General features: G+C 33.3%; 21 protein-coding genes. 3 read left to right on the forward strand and 18 right to left on the reverse strand.

Going from position 1 to position 23,116, the window contains the following annotated elements; all coding sequences use genetic code 11:
- Positions 1-57: 57 nt before the first annotated feature.
- Genes P178_RS0101045 through P178_RS0101055 form a run of 3 tightly spaced genes read right to left on the reverse strand, consistent with a single transcriptional unit; the run spans position 58 to position 5,918 of the window.
- Positions 58-1,599 (reverse strand): glycoside hydrolase family 2 TIM barrel-domain containing protein, encoded by a 1,542-nt coding sequence (locus tag P178_RS0101045; protein WP_036145456.1) that lies wholly within the window; start codon positions 1,597-1,599, stop codon positions 58-60.
- Positions 1,580-2,827 carry a hypothetical protein gene (locus P178_RS0101050; RefSeq protein WP_036145459.1) on the reverse strand — a complete coding sequence of 416 codons (1,248 nt, stop codon included), beginning with the start codon at positions 2,825-2,827 and terminating at the stop codon, positions 1,580-1,582. Before P178_RS0101050 ends, P178_RS0101045 begins: the two co-directional genes overlap by 20 nt.
- A 1-nt stretch (position 2,828) precedes the next feature.
- Positions 2,829-5,918, reverse strand: a complete 3,090-nt coding sequence (locus P178_RS0101055; protein WP_027064496.1) for a membrane protein — start codon at positions 5,916-5,918, stop codon at positions 2,829-2,831.
- A 457-nt stretch (positions 5,919-6,375) separates the two neighbouring features.
- Between P178_RS0101055 and P178_RS0101060 the strand changes: the two genes are divergently transcribed.
- Together P178_RS0101060 and P178_RS0101065 are read left to right on the forward strand one after the other, a co-directional pair.
- Positions 6,376-7,542 carry a glycosyltransferase gene (locus tag P178_RS0101060; RefSeq protein ID WP_027064497.1) on the forward strand — a complete coding sequence of 389 codons (1,167 nt, stop codon included), beginning with the start codon at positions 6,376-6,378 and terminating at the stop codon, positions 7,540-7,542.
- Positions 7,543-7,679: 137 nt separating this feature from the next.
- Positions 7,680-9,908 carry an FUSC family protein gene (locus tag P178_RS0101065; RefSeq protein ID WP_027064498.1) on the forward strand — a complete coding sequence of 743 codons (2,229 nt, stop codon included), beginning with the start codon at positions 7,680-7,682 and terminating at the stop codon, positions 9,906-9,908.
- Here P178_RS0101065 and P178_RS0101070 read toward each other — a convergent pair whose 3' ends face one another.
- The 15 genes from P178_RS0101070 to P178_RS0101140 all read right to left on the reverse strand — a co-directional run bounded on the left by P178_RS0101070 (position 9,909) and on the right by P178_RS0101140 (position 22,284).
- On the reverse strand, positions 9,909-10,538 hold the full coding sequence (locus P178_RS0101070; protein WP_027064499.1) for a chloramphenicol acetyltransferase: 630 nt from the start codon (positions 10,536-10,538) through the stop codon (positions 9,909-9,911).
- A 102-nt stretch (positions 10,539-10,640) separates the two neighbouring features.
- Positions 10,641-11,174, reverse strand: a complete 534-nt coding sequence (locus P178_RS21210) for a DUF4303 domain-containing protein (RefSeq protein ID WP_051638132.1) — start codon at positions 11,172-11,174, stop codon at positions 10,641-10,643.
- 70 nt (positions 11,175-11,244) lie between these two features.
- Positions 11,245-12,258 carry a hypothetical protein gene (locus P178_RS0101080; RefSeq protein WP_027064500.1) on the reverse strand — a complete coding sequence of 338 codons (1,014 nt, stop codon included), beginning with the start codon at positions 12,256-12,258 and terminating at the stop codon, positions 11,245-11,247.
- Between the two features lie 136 nt (positions 12,259-12,394).
- Positions 12,395-12,952 (reverse strand): hypothetical protein, encoded by a 558-nt coding sequence (locus tag P178_RS0101085; RefSeq protein WP_027064501.1) that lies wholly within the window; start codon positions 12,950-12,952, stop codon positions 12,395-12,397.
- Positions 12,953-12,959: 7 nt separating this feature from the next.
- Positions 12,960-13,136: a hypothetical protein gene (locus P178_RS23090; RefSeq protein WP_155941551.1), complete on the reverse strand. Its 177-nt coding sequence runs from the start codon at positions 13,134-13,136 to the stop codon at positions 12,960-12,962.
- Positions 13,137-13,259: 123 nt separating this feature from the next.
- Complete coding sequence (locus P178_RS0101095) at positions 13,260-14,513, reverse strand: mechanosensitive ion channel family protein (protein WP_027064502.1); 1,254 nt, start codon at positions 14,511-14,513, stop codon at positions 13,260-13,262.
- Between the two features lie 76 nt (positions 14,514-14,589).
- Positions 14,590-15,438: a universal stress protein gene (locus P178_RS0101100; protein ID WP_027064503.1), complete on the reverse strand. Its 849-nt coding sequence runs from the start codon at positions 15,436-15,438 to the stop codon at positions 14,590-14,592.
- 68 nt (positions 15,439-15,506) lie between these two features.
- On the reverse strand, positions 15,507-15,899 hold the full coding sequence (locus P178_RS0101105) for a hypothetical protein (protein ID WP_027064504.1): 393 nt from the start codon (positions 15,897-15,899) through the stop codon (positions 15,507-15,509).
- Positions 15,896-16,315 carry a GreA/GreB family elongation factor gene (locus P178_RS0101110; protein WP_027064505.1) on the reverse strand — a complete coding sequence of 140 codons (420 nt, stop codon included), beginning with the start codon at positions 16,313-16,315 and terminating at the stop codon, positions 15,896-15,898. Before P178_RS0101110 ends, P178_RS0101105 begins: the two co-directional genes overlap by 4 nt.
- Before the next feature lie 175 nt (positions 16,316-16,490).
- Entirely contained in the window at positions 16,491-17,780 is a 1,290-nt protein-coding gene (locus P178_RS0101115; protein WP_027064506.1) for a Glu/Leu/Phe/Val family dehydrogenase, read from the reverse strand.
- A gap of 246 nt (positions 17,781-18,026) precedes the next feature.
- Positions 18,027-18,653 carry a hypothetical protein gene (locus P178_RS0101120; protein WP_027064507.1) on the reverse strand — a complete coding sequence of 209 codons (627 nt, stop codon included), beginning with the start codon at positions 18,651-18,653 and terminating at the stop codon, positions 18,027-18,029.
- A gap of 134 nt (positions 18,654-18,787) precedes the next feature.
- Positions 18,788-19,147, reverse strand: a complete 360-nt coding sequence (locus P178_RS0101125; RefSeq protein ID WP_027064508.1) for a hypothetical protein — start codon at positions 19,145-19,147, stop codon at positions 18,788-18,790.
- A 17-nt stretch (positions 19,148-19,164) separates the two neighbouring features.
- Positions 19,165-19,611: a GreA/GreB family elongation factor gene (locus P178_RS0101130; RefSeq protein WP_027064509.1), complete on the reverse strand. Its 447-nt coding sequence runs from the start codon at positions 19,609-19,611 to the stop codon at positions 19,165-19,167.
- A gap of 256 nt (positions 19,612-19,867) precedes the next feature.
- Positions 19,868-21,193 (reverse strand): sigma-54-dependent transcriptional regulator, encoded by a 1,326-nt coding sequence (locus P178_RS0101135; protein ID WP_027064510.1) that lies wholly within the window; start codon positions 21,191-21,193, stop codon positions 19,868-19,870.
- A gap of 2 nt (positions 21,194-21,195) precedes the next feature.
- Positions 21,196-22,284: a sensor histidine kinase gene (locus P178_RS0101140; protein WP_027064511.1), complete on the reverse strand. Its 1,089-nt coding sequence runs from the start codon at positions 22,282-22,284 to the stop codon at positions 21,196-21,198.
- Positions 22,285-22,629: 345 nt separating this feature from the next.
- On the opposite strand from P178_RS0101140, the gene P178_RS0101145 reads away from it, so the two are divergent.
- Entirely contained in the window at positions 22,630-23,112 is a 483-nt protein-coding gene (locus P178_RS0101145) for a T9SS type A sorting domain-containing protein (RefSeq protein ID WP_027064512.1), read from the forward strand.
- The last annotated feature ends 4 nt before the right edge of the window (positions 23,113-23,116 follow it).

Below are 23,116 nucleotides of genomic sequence, written 5' to 3' on the forward strand. Positions count from 1 at the left end.
ACTAATGCCCTATTCTTGATTTTGAAGTAAGTTTAAATAAAACTTTTTTCAATTATTCTATTTTTTAATTATTAATTCTGAATATGCAGGTTTCTTATTACCTAAGGTATCTAAGCAACCAAAGTAATGTTGTTTTTTAGTTTTCCAGGGTAGGCTACCTGCTACAGAGGTAGGTACTTTTTTAAAGTCATATAAAGTCCAAAACATATAGGGAATATTGTTATCCTTCAATATTGGTTGAATTTCTTTATAATAATCTTGTTGCCCCTCTTCATTTGCACCCCTATATAAGTTCCATGCGCCTTTGTAGGAAGACATACCATATTCTTGAAGCACTATAGGTTTATCGCTTATTGCAGCTTTAAGCGTATCATGTGCTTTTTTAAAATCTTCGATATCTCTGTAATAGTGATAGGAAACAAAATCAACTTCATCTCCAAGTTCTATAGCCGCTTCTGGTGAAGACCAACCTATGGAAACTGGGTGGTTTTTATCCCATTTTTTTAAATTTTCGATCATTTGTTCCAACCAAGACAAAACGCGTTGTTTCCCTCTAGAGTCAAAATCTAAATCTGGTTCGTTTTTTATATCCCATCCCAAAAGGGCAGGATGATCTTTTACGGCATTTACAATACTCTCTGCATGTCTGTGGGTAAGTGTCCAATTAGAAACATCATAATCACCATAAAAGTCGAATAACGTAATTACTACGTCTAATTCATTTTTTGCTGCGGTATCTAATAAGGTTTTAAGAAGGTTGAGTTTTTTATAATCTACACGGCTTTTTCCGAAATCTTCATACTGTATAAATACACGAATTGTATTTAGACCCATATTCTGAATGATCTTAAAATCCAAATCAATTATACTATCGTTAAATGTTTTCCCGAAGGTATCCCATGGAGAATCTTTTGGGTAGTAATTAATACCTTTTATGTTTTCAATTTTTTTAAGTTTATCCTTTATGTTTCTTGGTGCTATTGTAGCTGTATCTGCTGGTGCAGGTATTTCTTTTAAGTGTCTAATACGCCAAAAACCATCCTCTAAAAGCATCATTACTTGGTAGCTGGTAGTATCTTTTTCTTTGCTGAGTAGCGTTTCACCTTCATAAATTTCTTGGTATTCTTCAACATTATAATCTTTGAATACCACCATGGTGCCATCTGCGGTATAAAAATCTAAAGAAGAGTTATGGTTTAATGTAGTGCGTTTGTACCAGTGATTGTTCTTTTTATTTAAATCTATATTATCATACAATCGTACCCTTGCGCTATCAGTATAAAAATCTTCTATACCGTAAGGATCATTTTTTTTATATGCGATATTACGAACATGCCAAGCATTCATATAATCGTTCGTGATTTCTCCTAAGGCTTGTTCCTCCATTTGGCGACCTGGATTATCTAAATTTGACCATTTTAAACTTGGCATATACACATCTTCCATTGGGACTTCTAAATGCAACATAGAAGTTTTGTCCGCACCTGTATTCATAAATGCCCACGCAGCCCCAATTCCATATAAGACCAGTGCATTTATAGCTAAGAAAGTAACTATCAGCACAGTTCTGTATAATACCTTATTTAACTGTATCGCCATGTATATTCTTTGTAAATTCTTTAGTAATACCTGCAGCCTTTATTTTTAATATATAATCGCCTTCTTTAAGAAAATGTTCGCCTAAGAAAATATTACAAACTCCGTTTTTGGTCGTTGTTTTCTTAGATGTTATAAAAATACCTTCAGTGTCATAAATATCTAATTTTAATAAAAGACCATCAGGTATAAGCTGTTTCATAAAACTTTCAAACGGACCAATATCTATATTTCTATTTCCTTTAGAAAAATGCACAGGATAATCTTTTATTGCCGCTTTAAAAGTGTATTCTGTTATATTACTCTCTGCTGCCCCTGTAACAAAAGCCTGTATTTCCCATTTAGATGCTTTATCTGGATGTAACGTTTTAGCTTCGGCAATACCATTAATAGTTGTGCCTATAGTGTATAAATGAGTGTCATTTTCATTTTTTATTACAAAGGTTACAAGTGTACCATTGGTAACCATATTTCCGAATTCATCTTTTATGATATTAGATGTAAATGTGATGATTTGATTGCCATCAGCAAAGTCATGTGCACTAGAGCTACTTATGGTGAAATCTGTAGCATTAGAAGGGTAGACGATGGTTGCAAGCTCCTTAGAGGTAACCCCGTTACATTCTGATGACACCAAGATTCTGCCCGATTCTAATGTTGACCTAACATTGTAAAAGGCATATAAACTTTCGGTAATTATTTTTTGCTCTTCTATATTTTCTTGAAATTGATATTTAACGGTTACTTCCGTTCCGTCATCTAATGGGTTGTCATAAGCGTCTGTAGGTGATATGGTCAACATAGAAAAATCGTTGTTACCTGCAGTTACACTTCGTGGTCCAAAGTAAGATTCTATATACGTGGCCTTTGGGGGATTTGTGGCAATATCAAACTTTCCCTCTCGTAAAGTTTGACCATTTAGTAAAACCTTCCATCTACATGGACCCGCAATTCTTGTAAAGTTTTTTGGAATGTTAAAGATTGCGAGTTGGTCTTCTGTATTTTCTGGTGATAAAATGGCGTTTCCGTAGGCATTCTTTATTTGTAATTTTAGATTTTCTTTGAGCGCATCCGTCTTGAAAGATAAGGAAACGGCATCGCCAGCTACACTAGAAGTAATCTCGGAAACTGGCTCAATTTTAGGATAGTCAAATTCTTTTGGTTGTTCTTCTATTTTGTTAGAACAGCCAAGTGATATAAGACTTAAAATGATTAAAATTTTAATGCGCATATTATTTAGGATTACCTATATAACTGTTTATTTCAAATTTTATAAACTCATAACCTTTTCCTTTAAAAGGTTGTGTTTGTTTCTTCTCATGTATAACCTTTCTATTGGGGAATATTTTATCAGCTATCGCTTTGTTTGGTGAGCCATTAACGAAACAATTTTCTAGACTATTGCTAATGATTTCTAGACTATCTAAGTCTAAAGGTTTATAATTAAAAAATTGCTTTCGCTGTATACGAACACCTTCGGTTACAAATTTATGATCTACCCAAAGTAGTTGGCTATTGGCATCGTAATAAGAAATTATTAATTGAGGTATGGTAACCTCTTGTACCCCAGAGTTAAATAAAACACCATTAAAACCCTGTTCGTTATATTCCAAATCTTGTAAAGCTACATGTTTGTATAAATCTGTATTAGCAGTGTTGCCAGCAGATTGCAAGTTGAACTTTGTTGGTTGCTCCTCAAAACTTACCGGTGTAAATTGATCTGGATCAAATGTTGGTGGCAAGGTATCTTTCGTAGAGGACCAAGCTATACCTTCAAAGTTTATTTTAAATGTGGTGGTTTCCTTAGGCATTAATTTATGCTTAATTTGATGCTTGGCATTGTAATTGGCCAGCTCTTTATTATTGTCATTGTACAACGTTGCTTTTATAACAATATCTGCTGGTGTATTATCCACATTTTGTAGCTCACCAATTATACTGTACTGCCCTTTGTATTTCACCAATTTAGCCGATAGAATTTCTAAAACGGGTTGCTTTAAAACATCTTCGTGATAGGTCTCTTGGGTAGTGATTTTTCTTCTGCCGTGGTTATAATAGGTTGTGCTATTAGCCGTAAAAAGCTGATCTGGCGGAATATCGTTATCAACTTTTGAAGATTTTAGATACCACTTATTTTTCCTTTTTATAAGTTCATGATAGTCATTATTAAATACGTTTTCTAGCGGAGTAATCCATCGAGTGGCTACTTTTGCTTTTGCGCTATTTTCAGTTTCATCATAAATTTCAATTCCTAATGAATCTAGTTTTGCATACGAACTTAAAATACCATCTGTAACCGAAACCTCTAGCATATACTGTGCTATATCTATATTTTCTTCTGGGTCTAGATATGAATGAGCTCTAGAGAATTCCTTAAAATCCAATGCATCATAATAAGATTCCACCACATTGTTTGGAGATAGTTGCGTTACATTTTTTACATAAAAAATATACATACCGTATCCCATGCATATAAGGATACCTAATGCCCACCAATGAGAGAAGGTTAAAAGCTTAGAAGGAAACTTTTTGTACGGCAATTCTAATTTCATGAACGAATGTTCAGGAACTTTTTTAGACTTTAATAACCGTATCCAAATCATTTGAATATTTACAAAAATGGCTATTAATACCGTAAGCAATGGTATTACGCCCCACATAATTTTCATGATGGTGGGTACATCTTGCTTAGGCATAATTTGGGGTATGGGAGCAACATTTAATTTCTCCCAAACCATAATGCCATTTTCTAACTGTTGTAATCTTTGCCAACCACAATAATAAAGTATGGGGTCATAGAATTTATCATTGGAGAAAATGTACTTTAAATTATATTTTTCTGGTACGGTTAAAAACTGCTGTAATGAACCAATACCTTCTACACCTCTAAATTTAGAGTTTTCTATGCGTTCTATGGCTCTTGTGGTAAGTTCGGGTAATCTACGTGCAGAGTGATAATTTCCATCAACGGTCATTGCCCCAGTTTGCGCAGAAAGCCAAGCCATTTGATCACCAAAACCCAAGGGAAGATAACGCCAAGAATCATGAGAATCTGCTCCTAAAAAGTTAACTATGGGTAGCATTTTTATTTTTGCAGGTTGAGAGGGTCTAAAATATCCTAAGGTCATGGTAAAGAGAACCATAAACAGCATTCCTCCGGCAATTAATCCGCCTAAAACCCTATGATATACTCCTCCGAATTTTGTTTGTATTAAGGTTTTTAAATCACCTTCTACCATTCTGTAGGCAAATTCAGCAAATATGGGAAGTGCCATAATGGTAGCCCATAATGTAAATCTATCTAAGGTTAGGATATTAAATGCCATTTCACCTAACATTAAACGCGGAATAGGGGTAGTGCCACCAGTTCCTAATATGGTTAATAGTGCAAAAGATAATCCGAAGAACACATATCTTTTACTAAAATATCTGTAAAAGAAATAGGGTATGATAAACAGAAATACTCCCCACGGAATTATAAAAAATACGAGTCCAGATGAAGTTATTTCCAAGAAATTATCCCGAGATCCATGAGGTATGGCAACTTGGGTAATAGGGTTTCTTTTGGAGTTGTACCAATAAGGAAAAATACAGAATATTAATAAAAATATTGCCGTACCACCAAATTTGGCAATTCGCCAAAAGTGCTGAAGGGTAGTAGCCCAAAATACTTTAAATGTAAGCGCTTTATATGATGCTACTTTTTCTCTAGCTGCATCCATAACTGCCATACCCATTAATGGAGCTATAAAAAATACCATTCCAAATAGGGGAGTAACATGATGAGATGTAACCGTTACCGCTAACATAGTTGCCGATGTAATGAAATATCTAGTTTTACCTGTTTTGATATACAGGTATATTTCTGTCATGGCATGAAGTAATATAGATAATGCCGAAATACTAGGTAACTGCCCAAAAATATGAAGTGTTTCTACAAACGTGGATGAAAAAACGGCCATTACAGCACCGTAACCTGCTATTCTACGACTACCAGTCATTAATAGGGTAAACCTATAAGCGCCTGTTATAAACAATACAATGGCAATCAATGCAACTGTATACATTCCAAATTTTAGACCACCTATGTAAGAAAGTATGCCAATGAGTTGATGCACTAATGGCGGATAAGATTGTACCGTAAAACCTGTGTACCATCTATATTCCCATGGATCAAACCAACTATTGGCATAATGGTCGGCGAAAAATAAATGGATTAATGCGTCATAGGTTGATTCTAACGTAAAGAATATAGCAGAACCATGGAAAGCTAGCCCTACAATTAAAGCTAATATTAAGAGGGTGTTGGTTTTTTTTTCCAAAGTTTATATTAGAATCAAATTCTACCTAAAGGTATTAAATATATGAGATGGAGATTACAATTAAAAGCGAACGTTTAATATTTTAATAATAGAATACCTACAATACCGCGAGCTGTAATTTTGAAATCTTCAAATAGTTTATGTCAAATCTTTTAAAAAGTAAAAGTTTTCAAAATATATACTGTCTTAATAATCAAATTATAAAGGTCAATAGAAATGAAAAGAGGTTGGTATAAGCAAGTCTCCATTTTTATATGAATTTATTTTTGTAAGAAAATATATCGATACAAAGATATGCTTATTGTTTATTTTCTAGGCAATGAGCCACCGAACTAATAAAACCATTCGTCTACAGAAAAACGTTAGTCATCTTTTCGGGTCCAAAATCAACGTATCTGAAAAGTACTTTTACGGCATAACTATATAAAGTAACCAAAAACTAACTAAAATCTTACCTATGAAAATCTTAGCCATAGATGACCAAAAATTAATTTTACTATCTGTTGAAAAACGATTATCAGAATTAGGTTATGAAGTAAAGACAGCGAATTCAATTGAAACTGGTATTAAATTGTTCGATTCATTTAAACCAGACTTGGTTTTATTAGATATGAATATGCCAGAAATGTGTGGAACAGAATTGGTTTCATGTACGGGTACAGAAGTTGTTAAATACATTCGTGTATTTATGAGAAATGATACACCTATTTTAGTAATGTCAGGTAATACCGATGAGGCTCTTATCATGAAAAATTTTGATTTAGGGGTTAATGATTACATGAAAAAACCGGTAAGTCTAGATGAAATGGCTGCTAGAATTAAGAGAATTATTGGAGCTCCAGAAAATAAGGCGGGAACTACCACAACAATATCTGACACACGCATGTTGCAGAAAAATTGTGTGGGAGTTGTAATTCCATGTTATAATGAAGAGACAAGACTATCAAGTGAAGAGTTTAAAAACTTCGCCCATAAAAATTTAGGCTACCATCTATGTTTTGTAAATGATGGAAGTACAGATAATACCATGGCTGTACTACAGAAACTACAAAAAGAAAATCCTTCTAATATAAGTATCTACAATTGCGAACAAAATGGAGGTAAGGCAGAAGCGGTACGTCAAGGAATACTTAATCTCGTTAAAGATGAGCAATTTGATTATATAGGATTTTTAGATGCAGATTTATCTACCGATTTTAGAGATTTCGATGATTTGGTAAAAACAATTGAGCAATCAGACTTTAAAATAGTAAGCGGTTCTCGTATCTCAAGAATGGGAGCAAATATTACAAAAGAGTCAGCCCGTAAGGTAATTAGTATGACTATTAATTTTATTATCCAAACCATTTTAGGGATGCCATTTAAAGACACACAATGTGGTGCCAAGGTAATGGACCGTGAAGTTGCTTCTAAAATGTTCAATAAAAAATTTGTTACCAAATGGCTATTTGATGTGGAACTTTTTATGAGAATGAAAAAGTATTTTGGTAAAACAGAGGTAAAGAGCATGATTTGTGAGCAACCGTTAAAAAGATGGATACATGCAGATGGTTCTAAACTATCTATGAAAGACTCCGTTAAAATTGTTGGTCAACTAGCTCAAATAGCAGTTCATTATAGGTAATGTTACTTAAAATTTAGGTTCACATAATTTCAAGTATAGAATAGGTGTTGAGGTTTAATTGCCTCAACACTTTTTGTTTTTTTAGGGTTAATTGCTTCTTTTACCAAAGTGTATCTTTGTGCTTGATTTTATTGGTATTGGAAAAAATTCAACATTACATTTCTGTTTATTTTAAAGAACTGGTTCAATTTCTGGTCAGCACTAATTTTACTAAATCTGTGCTTACCGTAATTGCGGTTATTATACCTATCGCCATTGGGGTTTTAACAGGGTATACAGAAATTGGAGTCGCTATTTGCTTTGGTGCTTTTTGGTGCTCTCCTAGTGATGTTCATGGTAGTCAACGGCACAAAGTTCTAGGCATACTCTTTTCAGGTGCGTTGGTAATGGTTGTAAGTTTTATAGGTGGCTATTTACATTATTCTCTTTGGCTTTCTCTTGTCATTTTAGGATTGATGAGTTTTGCCATTTCCTTTATTTCTGCCTACGGGTTTAGAGCCTCGCTTATTAGTTTCTCTGGTCTTTTAGCATTGATTTTAAGTTTTGCCCATACTCCCGATAAATTGGAGATTTATGAATATTCACTATTGGTTGGTCTTGGTAGTCTCTGGTATTTAGGGTTGTCCTTATTATGGTTTAAAATAAACCCGAAAGGGCAAACAGAAGAGGTTTTGTATGAAACCATAGGTAATACAGCGAAACTTTTAAAGAAACGTGGAACGCTAATTGACCAACAATCCAATAGAAAAAAGTTACAAGAAAGCTTGTTCTTATTACAAAGTCAACTTACAGAACAGCACGATATCTTACGTGAAATTTTAATTCTATCTCGAAAAAACTCTGGTATATCGGTATACAATGGTAAGCGTGTTTTGGTATTGGCGCAACTTATAGAAATGTTAGAAACTTCAGGTGCCAACCCTGTCAACTATATAAAGATGGATGATCAATTTAAATTGCATCCTGAGTTTATCACCCATTTTCAAAATCTGATTTTTGAGATGGCAAATCAATTGCAATTAATTTCAGAAATAGGTAATAAGCCAAATCAAATACCAAAGCATGATGGTTTAACAGCCCTTTTTGAAGATATTCGAATTAAGATTTTAAAGCTGGGCAAAATTAAAGAAGCAAAGGCTTATGAGGCATTTATCATGTTTCAAAATTTATTGGAATATCAAGAAAAGCAATTTGATAAGCTTAAAAGAATAAAATGGCTATTAAGCGATCATGATGTTGCTTCAGAAGAATTTATTGACAAAGAAATTCTGAAACGTTTTTTGATTTCTCAAGATTATAGTCCGAGTATATTATTACGAAATCTAAGTTTTAGGTCTACCATATTTAGACATTCGTTACGTTTGGCAGTAACCTTAATGATTGGTTTTATTCTAGGTAATTTGTTTTCGTTTCAGAATCCGTATTGGATTCTTTTAACCATTATTTTGATTATGAGACCTAATTACGGTCTTACAAAAACACGTTCTAAAGACAGAACAATTGGTACTATGATTGGTGGTGTAATCGCCACGGTTATAGTTTTTCTAATACAAGATGTATATGTGTACGCAATATTGGCATTGATCTCTTTTGTAATTGCACTTTCAATGCTGCAGAAAAATTATAAAGCATCTGCCATATATATCACTTTAAGTATCGTATTTATTTATGGTATTCTACAACCCGATGTTATGACGGTTATTCAATATCGAATACTAGATACGTTGTTAGGAGCAGGATTGTCTTACTTAGGATTTTTGTTTTTATGGCCAAGCTGGGGCTTTCAAGAAATACGAAAAGATGTAACTAAAAGTGTAGAAGCGAACAGGGTATATTTATCTAAAATTGCGGATTATTATATACAAAAAGGCAGAGTACCCACAAGTTATAGACTGGCACGTAAAAATGCTTTTTTAGAAACTTCTAACCTAAGTTCGGCATTTCAACGTATGACCCAAGAACCGCATTCAAAACAGAAGAATTTAAATAAGATATATGAGTTGGTTGAATTGAACCATAACTTTTTATCATCATTGGCATCGTTGAGTATTTACATTCAACACCATACAACCACAGAGGCATCTGAGCGTTTTAATACTATTATAACGAAGATCGATGAAAACCTTTCTGTGGTGCTTCAATCGTTGTCTAAGGAAGCGACAGGAGACCAGAAGCCAAATTTTGATGCCGTGATCTCTTTTGAAAAACAATTGCCAAAATTCGAATCTGATCAGGTAAATTTAAGTGCCGATGATAATGGCGCGTTAAAACGGAATCATCAAGAGGAACAATTGATATGGGAACAATTGCGTTGGCTGTTTTCTTTGAGTTCTAATATGATGAAACTAACCTTGAGCTTAAAGTAATTAATTGTTCTCGTTCATTAGTTCTTGCAGTTTCTCAAAGAATTGCCCAACATGTAAACCGTCCATTAATCCATGGTGCACGTGAACGGAAACGGACATCAATTGCTTATCATTTTCCGTTACCATTTTACCGAAACTTATTTTAGGGCAACTGTCAGGAAAATCATAATGTCTGGCATGAGAAAGAGAGGTGAAATCTATCCAGGGTAATGCTGAAAAATGAATTACGTTTTCACCCGATAGTGCGGGCATTAAACTATTAGAATTTCTAACCTCTTCAATTCTTGGAGCAGCTAAGTCGCAGAAGGTTTTAAAATCTTCATGATAATCTAAATATGAAAATCCAAAAGAACCATTTTCACGGTTTATAGTTGGTGATGCATTTATTGCTTCATATTCAAATAGTTTACCATCAATAATTCGATATCTAAACGGTTCTATTTTATTGGCGGTTACTAGCGTTTTGTGCAGATAATATAAAAAGAAGGAATAGCCATTTTCTTTTGAAATTTTATAGGCTAACGTACAATCAATTTTAGCTGTAACACCAAAAAATGGCTCACTGAACTTAGAAAAAAAATCAAAATGATCTTTTCTGTACCATTCTTTAATGTTTATTTCTTTTCGCATTGTCGTTGGTCTGTTGATTTTTTAAAAGTTGAAGAGGAGTAAACTATCTATAGCAATATACAAGGAATATTAAAATTGCATTTAAGCGACAGGATAGTTTTATTATTCATTGATTAAATAATCCTCAAAACGATTTCCTATAGCTTCAGAATTAAGTCGTTTTCCCCATTGTATTAAATTTTCTTTAGGCTCACTTGTGTCAGAAATGCTAAATAGAACTAAGAGATTTTTACCTAACTCATTTCTAAAAAAATGCTCTGTCCGTAGTTTTTCTAATACTTGAACACAGGTTTCAAACAAGGTATTTCTAAAAGCTTCAAAATCTAAATCGTCATTATCTACTTCATCAGATACCATTTTACAAATGTCATTAAACTCAGTGTTTGCTCCACCAGATGTAAACCATTCTGCAGGTTCAAACTCGTAAGTATCTTTATATGTGGGGTCTTCTAACTGTAGTTCTGTTAAATGACTTTTTGTATTGGTAAAAGGTACTACAGTCATGGCGCCATCATCACTAATCAATGAAAATGAGCATATGTCAGAACCATATTTCTTACTATTTTCTTTGAAACTCTTTCTAGTAGCGCTTTCAATTTTGCTTTTTAATTCTTCAAAATTAAAATTTGTATTCATAGTTTTTGAATTATACATAATGGTTACAAATAACCGTCAATTATATTTTTAATATTGCGATTGTTCTTAACTATTGTTTTTTAATGAGCCTTACGGTGTCGATTTTTTCAATATAATTAAAGTCAAACTCGCTAGAGGCTCTTTCAATTGTCATAATTGTATCTGAAATGTTTAATATTCGCCATTGTTTCGGATAGCCAATTAAGTCCGTTCTTAAACCTTCTAAAATTAATATATTATCTCTTTTTTGAAGGGTGTATGAAGTAGAATCAATTCCAAGAAAAAAATGTGTGATTTGTTCTTTGGATATTTCATAATAGGGAGGCCAAATTGAGTCGTGGTCAGGATTTCGTGCTGGTGGGGGACTTGGCATATTTGAGTTTTCAAAACCCACCCATAATTCTTCAGTCCACTGTCCTAAAATTTTTTCGGAAGTTAATTTTAATTGTTTTTCGTTTTGGTCAATTTTCTCCATCGTTTCTTCAATACTAAATCCCGTAACTATTTTATGAATTCTATATGTGCTGCTTAATAATATTCCATAGATAAAAACTAAAATTGATGAAATCATTATAAATCGCCCAACTTTATAAATCCGTGAAATTGCTGCCCAGTTGAAAAGAAAGATGAAAATGGGCAAGAAAAAAGGTATATAACTATACTTCTCTTTTAAATCTATTTCAAAACCATCGTATCTAAATGAAGTACTGAAGGGGAGGTATTTTGTAGATACAAATAGAATTACCATAAAAATGAAAATAGAATTAGTTTGAGCAATTCTATTTTTGAAATTTTTCTTTCTATTATTTAAAAAATGTTTGCTAGTCCAGAAGTACATAGTATAACAAAAACCAAGTGATGATGAAGTCAATGCCAATAAAAGTGAATTGTAAGGACTTATTAAAAAACCACCGAGTCTAAGATTGTAATGTCTAGTTAAATCAAATACTACAAAAAAGCCATAATCTATTAATCTAAACCAAAGGTTTACTAAAAATCCATAGCCAATACCTAACAAGATTCCAAAGTAGAATCTTAATTTATCAATATTCTTAATTGTTAGAATTGGTTTAATTTTTTTCAAATATTATTATTTGATTTAAATATTAAAATAGAATTATATAGAAAGATTTAAATGGGTTTTATAAAATATACAAAACCTGTGATTAAGCCCTAAATCATTATTGTTTCTTGGTTTTATAGTGATGCGTATTTTATTCCTACTCTAATCTATACGTCATCAATTCTCCATTGCCAAAACTTGCAATTTTCCCAGTTCCTTTTTCGTAGTAATTCAAATAATTCTTTAATTTGTCTGCATCCCGGTTTAAAATTTGGCTTGCTTTCATTACCAGAAGACCACTATACCTTTTGGTTGGGGTTTCTAAATCTGCGTTCATATTAACGATTTCATATTCCCAAGCTTTATCTATACTTTGCCATTTAAAACCAACTTTTGGTTTACTAGGCATAATCATATTTTCAGTACCCGATTGAGTATCAAAATACATGACATTCGTATTTTCTAATCGATATAACGTTTCCGTTTTTTTACCCCAAGAATATTGAATTTCCCTTACAGTATAGATTTTTTCGTTTTTTGACTCGGTTTTGTTCAAGTCTTTATGAAATACATAAGAATCTGAATTGGCATATTTAAATTTCGCATTCATACCCGAAATCGGATAGTATGAATTTTGTACATTGTTGTTACCGATTTTAGAAGTTCCACAGCCAGCTATGATAATGAGTGTTGTTATGTATATAATTTTTTTCATAGTTTGCTTATAAAGTATCCCAATCTTCTGAGGACACATTTTTAATTTCATCAACTTTTACTTGGATTCTATCTAATGTGTCAATTTTATTAATGGCATCAGTAATGGTTTCATCAGATAGTTTTGCATCATTCTTAATATCAATCCACCACTTATCCGTACTTCTAATAAATGATACTCCCATTTATTTTTCTTGGTATAATTAAATAACTGCTTAGACACAACTATGTAGAATCATTTTTAGATAAGAAAGATACAATTTCCATCTAAAACCAAAAATGGGTTATGGTAAATGGTAATTGTAAAATTACCCTTGTGCAATGACACTTTCCGGAACTGGAATTTCATAAACCTGCAAATGAAAATAGGGTAGGGCAGCAATTAAATGGTCAAAAATATCTGCCATTACATACTCATAATTTTCCCATCGTTTGTCTGAGCTAAATGCATAAATTTCTAAGGGAATTCCCTGTGGTGTTGGCGGTAATTGGCGCACCATTAATGTCATTCCTTTATTTACTGCAGAATGGTTTTGAAGATAATCGTTTACGTATTTTCTAAAAACTCCAATATTCGTCAAATTTCTACCATTAATAGCCAGGTCTTTATTTATATTATTACTGGTGTTGTAAGTATTTATCTGTTCGCTACGTGTTGTTAAGTAGGGCTGAATCAGTTGTATTTTTTGAAATTCTTCTACATCTGCATCAGATAGAAAACGAATGCTTTTTTGACTAATGATCAAAGCACGTTTAATACGTCTTCCGCCAGCTTCTTGCATACCTCGCCAGTTCTTGAACGAATCTGAAATTAAGGCATAGGTAGGTATTGTGGTAATTGTCTTATCAAAATTCTGTACTTTAACTGTTGCCAATGATATTTCAATAACATCACCATCTGCACCAAATTTGTCAAAACTGATCCAATCTCCAATACGTACCATATCATTGATACTGACTTGAATACTGGCAACTAAACCTAGAATAGAATCTTTGAAGATTAAAAGTATTACGGCAGAACCTGCACCAAGAGCGGTGAAAAATTTCCAAACCTGAATTTCTGTTATAATAGCGAAAATGGTAAAAATACCCAGTACCCAAGCAAAGATCATAAAGACCTGTATGTAACTGCCCATGGGTTTATCTCTAAACCTTGGCTTGGTCTTTAAATAATCGTTTATACTTTTAAATACACTTTTAACCACATAAAGCGTGAGTACCACAAAAAGTACATGTAAGAACTTTAATGCTATAACGGCCGCATATTCAAAGCCAATAAAGCCAAAGGGCACAAGTTCTACCAATATACTTAATGGTAGAATGTGTGCGAGATATCTAGGCACTCTATTAGCTACTAAAAAATTGTCAAAATTGGTTTTAGACTTGCGTGCTAATCTAAGGGAGACAGAACGTAAAACCTTCCAAATAATTAAATCTAAGAACCACGCTAATACTAGTGCAATTACTAATAAAATGGTAAGATTTAAATACGAAGCAGAAGTTTCGTTAAGTCCTGCTTCAACAAGGTAATTATATAGTATTCTGTGAAAATCATCCTTCATTTTGCATATTCTTTTTTCGTATGCAAAGGTACAATATATGCATTAGCTAGAAGGGGAGTTGGGTCGTGTAAATAGCTTATTTACTATGCAACGCCAATACGGGTACATCTGCATAATAGCCCAATTTATTAAGGTTTAGTTTGCCAAGACCAAGACGCTGCCATAAAGAGGGTTTTTTATCTATATAACTGATCATATTAGAATTTCTAATAGATACAAAACAACTTAGCGCAATACCCATTTTAACATTGCGTAAGGTATTAAAATTATGGTCTACCTCTTTTAATTGCTTACGTATAACAACCTTATTTCTTTTCTGAAAAAAGCTTAATTTGCTAGGTTGTGTTATGCTCAAAACTTGAATGCTGGCATTGCTAAGTTTTGCTATTTCAACCAAGTTTGTTATTTCAGATATTTTAATGTCGGCATTAAAATCTGTAGTCAGTACAATCTCTTTTGGGTGGTTAAAATCTACATTGGAAGGAACTACCAAAATTGGACATTTTCTAATCGACTTTAATATTTCTAAAGTGTGTTTTCCATAAGATTCTCCTTTCTTGTTATTAATGCCTTTGGCACCCATAACAATCATATCGAAATGTAATTTTTTATTCAGATACTTAACGGCATCCAATAACAGGGTAGATTCAGAAACTACATGAAAGCAATGGTTTGTATTATTCTCTAGTTTAGATAGCTTTATTAGAATATCGCCTAAACCTTCTTTAGATTTAATTTCAGACATTTTATTAAATGCTTCGTCTGGATCTAATAGGGTTAAACTGTCTAGACCATGGGTTTCTTTAGCATACGTATGTAGAATGTAAAATTCACACTGTTTTCCTTCAAAAAGTTTAATGGCATACTTAATAGCATTCCAAGAATTTTTTGAAAAATCTGTAGGCAATAATATTCTCTTTTCCATGATGGTTTAGTTTTAGCCCTTTGTTTATTGGTTGTTTTAAGGCGATTCTTAGTTCAATTTGTTTTCACTTAACTCTTTGCATTTAATAGTATTTGCGATAAAATTTTCAGTTTTAGATTTCTGTAATTAGTAATATGAGACAAATAGGTGTCTCTTTTTTTCTCGTGATGGTTTAGGTAGTAGGCATCACATTCTACGGTATCGCATTCTATAGCCTTACCAACGCTATTGTCATATCTGTATAAGGATGCCAACATTAAAGCGTTTTCTCTACGCGTACCATGTAATTCTTGGTACAATTTTGAGTTTCGTATCATGATATCTTCAATATCTAAATAGAAGTCTAGCTCCTTATTTAAAAACTCTAGCTCGTCTGTCCAATTATTTATTTCTAGCCTGTCTTTCTTCATCATAATTCTTTTGTCAGATTCATGAGGATAAAAATGTTTAGATGCGATCATAATACCATGTTCAAGTTTATAGGTGCATTCTCTTGTTCTACTTTTTCAATGGTTAGTTTTTGTTCTCCAGAGGGAAACTCCCATACTACCGAATCGCCTTCGCTATAGCCCATTACTGCTGCTCCCATAGGCGTCAGAATAGATATTTTATCATTTTTAATATCGCTATCAGTAGGCATTACCAATTTAAATTTCTTGTGCCACCCGTTCTCTGATATTATTGTAACCGTTGTGTTGAACCTTATAACATCTTCATACATTTCAGATTCATCACGAATAATTGCAGTCTCTAATTCTCCTACTATTTTTTGAACAGATTTACGTAGCGTATCATCTTTATAGTACCCGGACAGATTCATTAATCTTTTCAGTACTACATATTCTTTTTTCTCTATAACCAGATTCCCGTACTTCATTGTCTAATTTTTTAATTGTAATAAGGGGTGTTTAAAAGGTATATTATACCTCCATATGTAAATAGCCAATAGCGTTAGTTAGTTTGGTTTCAAAATATACTGACTACACTTTATGCGGTAGTATGTTGTACATACCTTTTAAGCCCCTTTCTATAAATGAATCATTTATAATATATCATGGAAAAATACCACGTTGTACATATGCCTCTTCTAAACGCTCAATGGCAATTACAAATGCTGCGGTACGCATATCTACATTTCTCTTTTTTGATGCTTCTAGAACTGTTGTAAAAGACTCTCGCATTTTCTTTTCTAGCTTTTCCATTACTTCTTCTAGAGACCAAATTTCACCGTTACGATTTTGTAGCCACTCAAAATAACTACCGATAACCCCACCAGAGTTGCATAAAATATCTGGAATGATATCTATACCTTTTTTCAATAGAATTTCTTCTGCATCTACATCTGTTGGTCCGTTAGCACCTTCAGCTATTAAATATGCCTTTATTTTACTGGCATTTTTAGCGGTAATTTGATTTCCTAAAGCTGCTGGTATACAGATATCACAGTCTAACGAAAAGAAGTCGGCATTGTCTAGTGTGCGTGCTTTTGCATAACCTAATATGCTTCCTTTATTGCCCTTTGTATAGTTAAGTAACTCATCAACATCTATACCTTCTTCATTTACAATACTACCGTAGGCATCTTGTACCGCCGTTAAAATAGCGCCTTCATTTACTAAGAAATAAGCGGCCCAATATCCAACATTACCAAAACCTTGAACAATGAATTTTTTGTCCTTCAAGTCTACATTATTACTTTCTGCCCAAAATTTAATGGTAAGGAAAACTCCAAAACCTGTTGCCCTATCTCTACCTTTAGAACCACCGGCACCAATAGGTTTACCAGTTACTACGTGCATATTTGTAGAACGTTCTGCAGGCGATTTGGTAGACATGTAAGTATCTAAAATCCAAGCCATAGTTTGCGGATTGGTGTTTACATCTGGTGCAGGAATATCTAATTCTGGACCAATATTATCACCCAATGCATATGTGAATCTTCTGGTAATACGCTCTAGTTCAGAATCTGAATATTTATTAGGGTCTAACTGTATACCACCTTTTGCACCACCGTAAGGCAAACCTGCCAACGAGGTTTTCCAAGTCATCCACATTGCTAATGCTTTTGCAGCATCAATATCAACCGTTGGGTGATAACGAAGGCCACCTTTATATGGCCCTAAAGAATTGTTATGCTGTACACGGTAACCGGTGAAAATTTCTACTTCGCCATTGTCCATTCGAACAGGAAAATGAACAACGATTTCATTATTGGTCACCTCAAGAATTTTTCTAATATTGGTGTTCAGTTCAATGATGTCTGCGGCATTATCAAACTGTCGCATAACATTTTCTAGCATGCCTTGTTTAGGCGCTTTTATAGATGCTACTTTTGCTATCATTATTATAGATTTAAGACTAATTCGTTATTAAATTCTTCAGTACTTGTCATTTCATTTGAAATGATCATGGTAGGTTTATTTGTAATGTCCAAAACATGCACATATTCACTGCACGAAACAATTGAACTTTTGTTTCTTGTTAATGAACAATGTGGCGTGTGCGTACAGGTAGAGCATATGCTCCGCATATAATTTTTCATTGCACTTAAATTATGATGTTCTTAAAAGTTCAGTTAAAATATTCCACTACTCCAAAACAGGTTGTTTTGTTTTCATGGGATAAAAAATTAACGCCAGCAAGGCAATTCCGATCACTATTAAAAAAGCCAACTCAAGTTTAGACAAGAGGATGTTCGTTTCTAAAGATTTGTTTGAAAGTTGCGTCATTTGCTCACTTTCTTGAATCTGTATTCTAGCCAACACATTTAAATTTTCATCTATCTTTTGAAAAGTTTGTTTTGATAAAATAGCTACACCATTTCTAAGATTTTCTTTTGAATGCAAAACCTTATTTTCTGATTTCTTGAGCTTTTCAAATTGCAGATTTAACTCATTAAGTGTGTTGAATTCGTCTGTAGTTAGTTCTGTAGAAGCAAAATCAAGTAAGATTTTTTCAACTTTCTCATTTTCATTTGCTACTGGGGTAAAATCATCTTCGGTTATAAAGCGAAGTTTTTTTGTTTGAAAAATGTTATTAAGCTGATAGATGTAATCTTGAACCAACACCCTGTCTTTATACACTGAATTTACCGTGCTTTGTAATGTATGAAAGTGTCTTTTGTTTAATCTATTAGACCCTAACACCAATAAGAATGCTATTGCCAGAATAAAACCGGCATTAATTCTTTGTGGAGTTTGTTGTTTATTAAACATGGGTTCTTTTTTTAATTAAACTTTAATTGTTCATTCATCTTCAATTTGAGAGAAATCCACCTGGTTATTTCTTAATAAATCAGCCAACTTATTTATAGAAGCCAAGTGGATTACATCAACCAACTAAAAAAAAATTATAAAGCTTGTAATTCACCTGAATCAATGGCTTCTTTAAAGTCTGCAGTTACAACAGTGTGACTGTTAAAAAAACGACCACCATCATTTCGCTTAATTTTAATTTGGGTAGTACCGTCCTTTTTTTCCTTTACAGCGGTAACTATTACTTTCTCTCCATGAGCCTGCCTATAATTGGCAATTCCACCACGTTTAATAATGAAATTTTCACGAGGAAAGTCTATATGTTTGTATTTGTTCGTTTCTGGTTTACCTATTTCAAAAACATCGCCTACATCTACACTTGTTGGTGTAGTAGCGGTGTCTTGAGCGTTCATTATACTTACTGAAAATAATAGGGCTATTGCGTATTTGATCATAACTGAATAATTTATAATTAATGAATTTTCACTTCTTTGGTCATTCCTCCTTTGGTAGTAGTTTTGTTGGCTGTTTTTGGTTGCTTTACTTTTTCAATTACTAAAGACACGGTATCACCAGGTAAGCCATAAGAAATTCTATCTCCTTGGGCACGCCCAATAACAGATGCACCTAAACTGCTGATAACAGATATTTTGTTCTCTTTAAGATCAACTTCATTTGGTGGTACTACCTGAAATGTTTGGCGAATACCAAAGGCGCTGCTTACTTTAATAGTAGAGTACATGGTTATGATATCAAAAGGGATATCAACTTCGTTTAAACACAAGGCAGTGGTCATGTTCTGGGTAAGAACATCTAACACGTTTTTGTGCGCATAATCTTCAATTGTGTAATTCATTTCTTGATATTTTTTAATTATCAAGAATTCATTTGTTTCAAAAACAAGACTACCATACTTCATCTGCTACTATTTAAAAGGTTCCACGTACTACATCTGGTTTGCACATAGTTTGAATTGAATTTCAAGACCGTATGTTGTGCTTTTAGAAGTAGTTGTCTTTTGCGAGATGTATATAGCAATTGATATGCCCGTTACTTTATAGTAGCGTGCCATATATTTTAATTCACTGATATTCAGTGATTAACAATTAAATAAAAAATTATAGAGTAAATTTAATTGGGTAGTTATTCCCCGGTTGAGGAAAATATACCCGATATTATTTTAATTTTTCGCGCAAGGTCTTGCGGTCTATTTGAAGAATTTCGGCAGCTTTTGTTTTATTGCCATTGGTATGGTTTAATACACGTTGTACATATTCTTTCTCCATTTCACGTAGTGGACGTAGCTCGTTATTTGGAAAATCAATTTGATATTTTAAGACATCCGGTAGGTCTTTTACATCTATAGTACCGTCAGACATGATGACGGCACGTTGTATTACGTTTTCAAGCTCTCTAATATTTCCGGGCCAATTGTATCGTTCTACTATTTGAAGTGCTTCTGGAGATATACGTAACAATCTGTCCTTGAATTCAATACCATATTTACGAATGAATTTTTCGGCTAATATAGAAATGTCAGATTTACGTTCTCTTAGTGGTGGTACATTAATTTCAACTACGGTTAACCTATAATAAAGGTCTTCTCTAAACGTATTGTTTTTAATTTCTTCCCTTAAATCTGCATTGGTAGCCGCAATAATTCTAATGTCAACTTTTTCTACTTTTTGCGAACCTACTCTTGTAATTTCTTTTTCTTGTAGTGCGCGTAACAATTTTGTTTGTACGGCAAGTGAGGCTGTTCCAATCTCATCTAAAAATAAGGTGCCTCCTTTTGCTGCTTGAAAGAATCCGTTTCTATTTTCATTTGCGCCGGTAAAGGCACCTTTTATATACCCAAAGAGTTCTGCCTCTTGCAAATTTTCTGGTATGGCGGCACAATTGACCGCTATAAATGGTTCTCTAGAAAACTTCCCGGAATAATGTATGGCACGGGCAACCAATTCTTTACCGGTACCACTTTCCCCAGTTACAATAACTGTTGCTTTATTATCCTTAACCCTATCAATAATGTTGGTTACTTTACGAAAAGCAGTAGATTTTCCCACCATATCTGAATAGATATTAGATGTTGATCTTATAGTATTGCTTTTACTCTTTTTTCTTGTGGTATTCTGTGAAAGTGCCTTGTCTATAGCTTCTTTAAGCTCAGATTTTGTAAACGGTTTAGTAAGATAGTCCGTTGCGCCAGATTTGATAACTTCTAAGGTACCTTCAACAGAGGGGTAACCGGTAACCACTAGTTTAGGAATTTCTGGGTAATGTTCGTTAGCGAATTTCAATAATTGTAGCCCATCTATTTCGGGCATTTGTATATCGGTAATGAGTAAATCAATAAATGTATCTTTTAGTATAAACAACGCCTCTTTTACAGAAACAGCTTTATAGGTATGGTAGTCCATTGATTGTAAGTGCCTTTGTAAAAGCTCAAGAATATCAATGTCATCATCAACAATAAGAATGTTTTCTTTACGCAGCTCCATAATTACAATTTAGGAAAATCGACAGTAAATATAGTCCCTTTTGGTGTATTCCTTTTGTGCTCCAATTTTCCTTTATGGCTGGTGATAATACCATGTACCACACTTAGCCCTAAACCAGAACCCTCGCCAATTGGCTTGGTAGTAAAAAAGGGTTCAAATACTTTGTCATCTAACTCTGGCGGTATACCTTTACCTTCATCTGAAATTTCTATGGTAATATGACTATTGCTTTCTAACACATGTACACTAATAGATGCACCCTGTGGAGAATAATAGATAGCATTCATAATAAGGTTGAACATTACTTGTGTCATTTGAACCGTATCTGCTCTTAATTCAATGTCTTCATTATCAAAGCTTTTTGTCAGCTTTAAATTCTTGGAACGTAAAGAAGGTTCTAGCAGTTTTATAACATTGGTGACGATAGGTATTAATTTTACGGTCTTCATTTCTTGTGGCATTTCACAAGCAAAAAACATTAGTTTTTTTACGATTTCACGGCTAAATATAGCACTGTCCATTATCTTTTCTAAATCTCTAACGGTCTCTTTATCTTTTATTTTTTCTGAAAGTAATTCTGCAAAACCAAGAATATTTGCAAGTGGAGTATTGAGTTCATGGGCAATACCAGCTGTAATTTCACCAAGAATGTGTAAACGATCGGTACGTTCCATCTGTCTTCTAGTAATGGCTTCACTTTCTCTAATCTGCTTACGTTCCATAAGATTGCCAATAGCCAAGGCTACGTTGTTCAATAAAGTCTGCTCCTCAATTAAAAAGTCATCTATGGTATATTTATTAGAAGGATAACCTACAATTACTTCACCTTCTATTTTATTAAAAACTTTAATATTAGATTTCAAAGTAACCATGTTGGTTTTATAGTCGTCTGTCTGTACATGGTACTCACCAACGGTTAAAAATACTTCAGTAACTTTTTCATGTTGCCAAGCTCTTTTCAGACAATATACAATAGCTTCTAAAGAAGTTTCTAACTGCCCATAATCAGAATTAACTATTATAGATGTTACTTCATAAAGACAGGTTAATTCTTTAACGCGCTCCTTTAATTTAGCTTCAACTGATGTCATATCTATTGTATTTCAATTGCGATATATAAAGGTCAGCAATATTTGGTAAGAACGGAAATAATGAATATTCAAATCCATTTGACATCCTTAAAATATAAAACTAGAATACAAGATGGTGGTTTTATAATCTCAAGATATTCCGGGATAATTATATAGTAGGTAAAATCTATTTAATATACCTTTTTAAAAGTAATTATTGGGTAAGTAAAATCTTATTCAATATTTGTAGGAATTTGTTTTTTGTTTTAGATATCGGTCAAGATGAATATGGTGTATTCATAAAAATAGTTCAGAACAATGTTAACCTTTTACGGTTGTGTAACATTAATCTAAAACAGAACTAAAATGAAAAGACAACTACTTCTATTTACATGCTTGTTCTACAGTATATGCTCTATTGCGCAATCTTTAGATCGAAGTGTGGTTGCAAGCCAAGGAAATACATTAAGTAATGATGATATTTCTTTAGGGTTTACAGTAGGTGAACCTTTAGTTGGTTTAATAGCTCGGGAGGGCGCTATCGATCAGGGATTTTGGACAGGTTATGGTCTTTTGATTATACCGTTAAGTCTTGAAGAAGATGATATAGAAATACTAGTATACCCTAACCCTGTTGTTGAGAGTGTTTCGGTTGCTTCTACAGAACAGAGTATTGATGGCATAGAGCTTTTTGCAATAAACGGACAAAAAGTTTCATCGCAGTTATTTGATACTGCTAATACCGAATTTGAAATTGACATGACTACACATGCCAATGGGGTCTACGTATTAAGATTATACTTGGAAGAAGGAACTCAAATCAAAGAATACAAACTGATAAAAAAATAGAACT

Origin of the sequence: Maribacter sp. Hel_I_7, assembly GCF_000688315.1 — a bacterium.
In the GTDB taxonomy this organism is placed as follows: domain Bacteria; phylum Bacteroidota; class Bacteroidia; order Flavobacteriales; family Flavobacteriaceae; genus Maribacter; species Maribacter stanieri.

Coding starts and splice junctions, on each gene's coding strand:
- P178_RS0101100 (WP_027064503.1), bottom strand. CDS start 15,438: ATGGAAAAGAGAATATTATTGCCTACAGATTTTTCAAAAAATTCTTGG.
- P178_RS0101070 (WP_027064499.1), bottom strand. CDS start 10,538: ATGCGAAAAGAAATAAACATTAAAGAATGGTACAGAAAAGATCATTTT.
- P178_RS21210 (WP_051638132.1), bottom strand. CDS start 11,174: ATGAATACAAATTTTAATTTTGAAGAATTAAAAAGCAAAATTGAAAGC.
- P178_RS0101130 (WP_027064509.1), bottom strand. CDS start 19,611: ATGAAGTATGGTAGTCTTGTTTTTGAAACAAATGAATTCTTGATAATT.
- P178_RS0101050 (WP_036145459.1), bottom strand. CDS start 2,827: ATGCGCATTAAAATTTTAATCATTTTAAGTCTTATATCACTTGGCTGT.
- P178_RS0101095 (WP_027064502.1), bottom strand. CDS start 14,513: ATGAAGGATGATTTTCACAGAATACTATATAATTACCTTGTTGAAGCA.
- P178_RS0101060 (WP_027064497.1), top strand. CDS start 6,376: ATGAAAATCTTAGCCATAGATGACCAAAAATTAATTTTACTATCTGTT.
- P178_RS0101125 (WP_027064508.1), bottom strand. CDS start 19,147: ATGATCAAATACGCAATAGCCCTATTATTTTCAGTAAGTATAATGAAC.
- P178_RS0101135 (WP_027064510.1), bottom strand. CDS start 21,193: ATGGAGCTGCGTAAAGAAAACATTCTTATTGTTGATGATGACATTGAT.
- P178_RS0101085 (WP_027064501.1), bottom strand. CDS start 12,952: ATGAAAAAAATTATATACATAACAACACTCATTATCATAGCTGGCTGT.
- P178_RS23090 (WP_155941551.1), bottom strand. CDS start 13,136: ATGGGAGTATCATTTATTAGAAGTACGGATAAGTGGTGGATTGATATT.
- P178_RS0101105 (WP_027064504.1), bottom strand. CDS start 15,899: ATGATCGCATCTAAACATTTTTATCCTCATGAATCTGACAAAAGAATT.
- P178_RS0101140 (WP_027064511.1), bottom strand. CDS start 22,284: ATGACATCAGTTGAAGCTAAATTAAAGGAGCGCGTTAAAGAATTAACC.
- P178_RS0101120 (WP_027064507.1), bottom strand. CDS start 18,653: ATGTTTAATAAACAACAAACTCCACAAAGAATTAATGCCGGTTTTATT.
- P178_RS0101145 (WP_027064512.1), top strand. CDS start 22,630: ATGAAAAGACAACTACTTCTATTTACATGCTTGTTCTACAGTATATGC.
- P178_RS0101045 (WP_036145456.1), bottom strand. CDS start 1,599: ATGGCGATACAGTTAAATAAGGTATTATACAGAACTGTGCTGATAGTT.
- P178_RS0101115 (WP_027064506.1), bottom strand. CDS start 17,780: ATGATAGCAAAAGTAGCATCTATAAAAGCGCCTAAACAAGGCATGCTA.
- P178_RS0101110 (WP_027064505.1), bottom strand. CDS start 16,315: ATGAAGTACGGGAATCTGGTTATAGAGAAAAAAGAATATGTAGTACTG.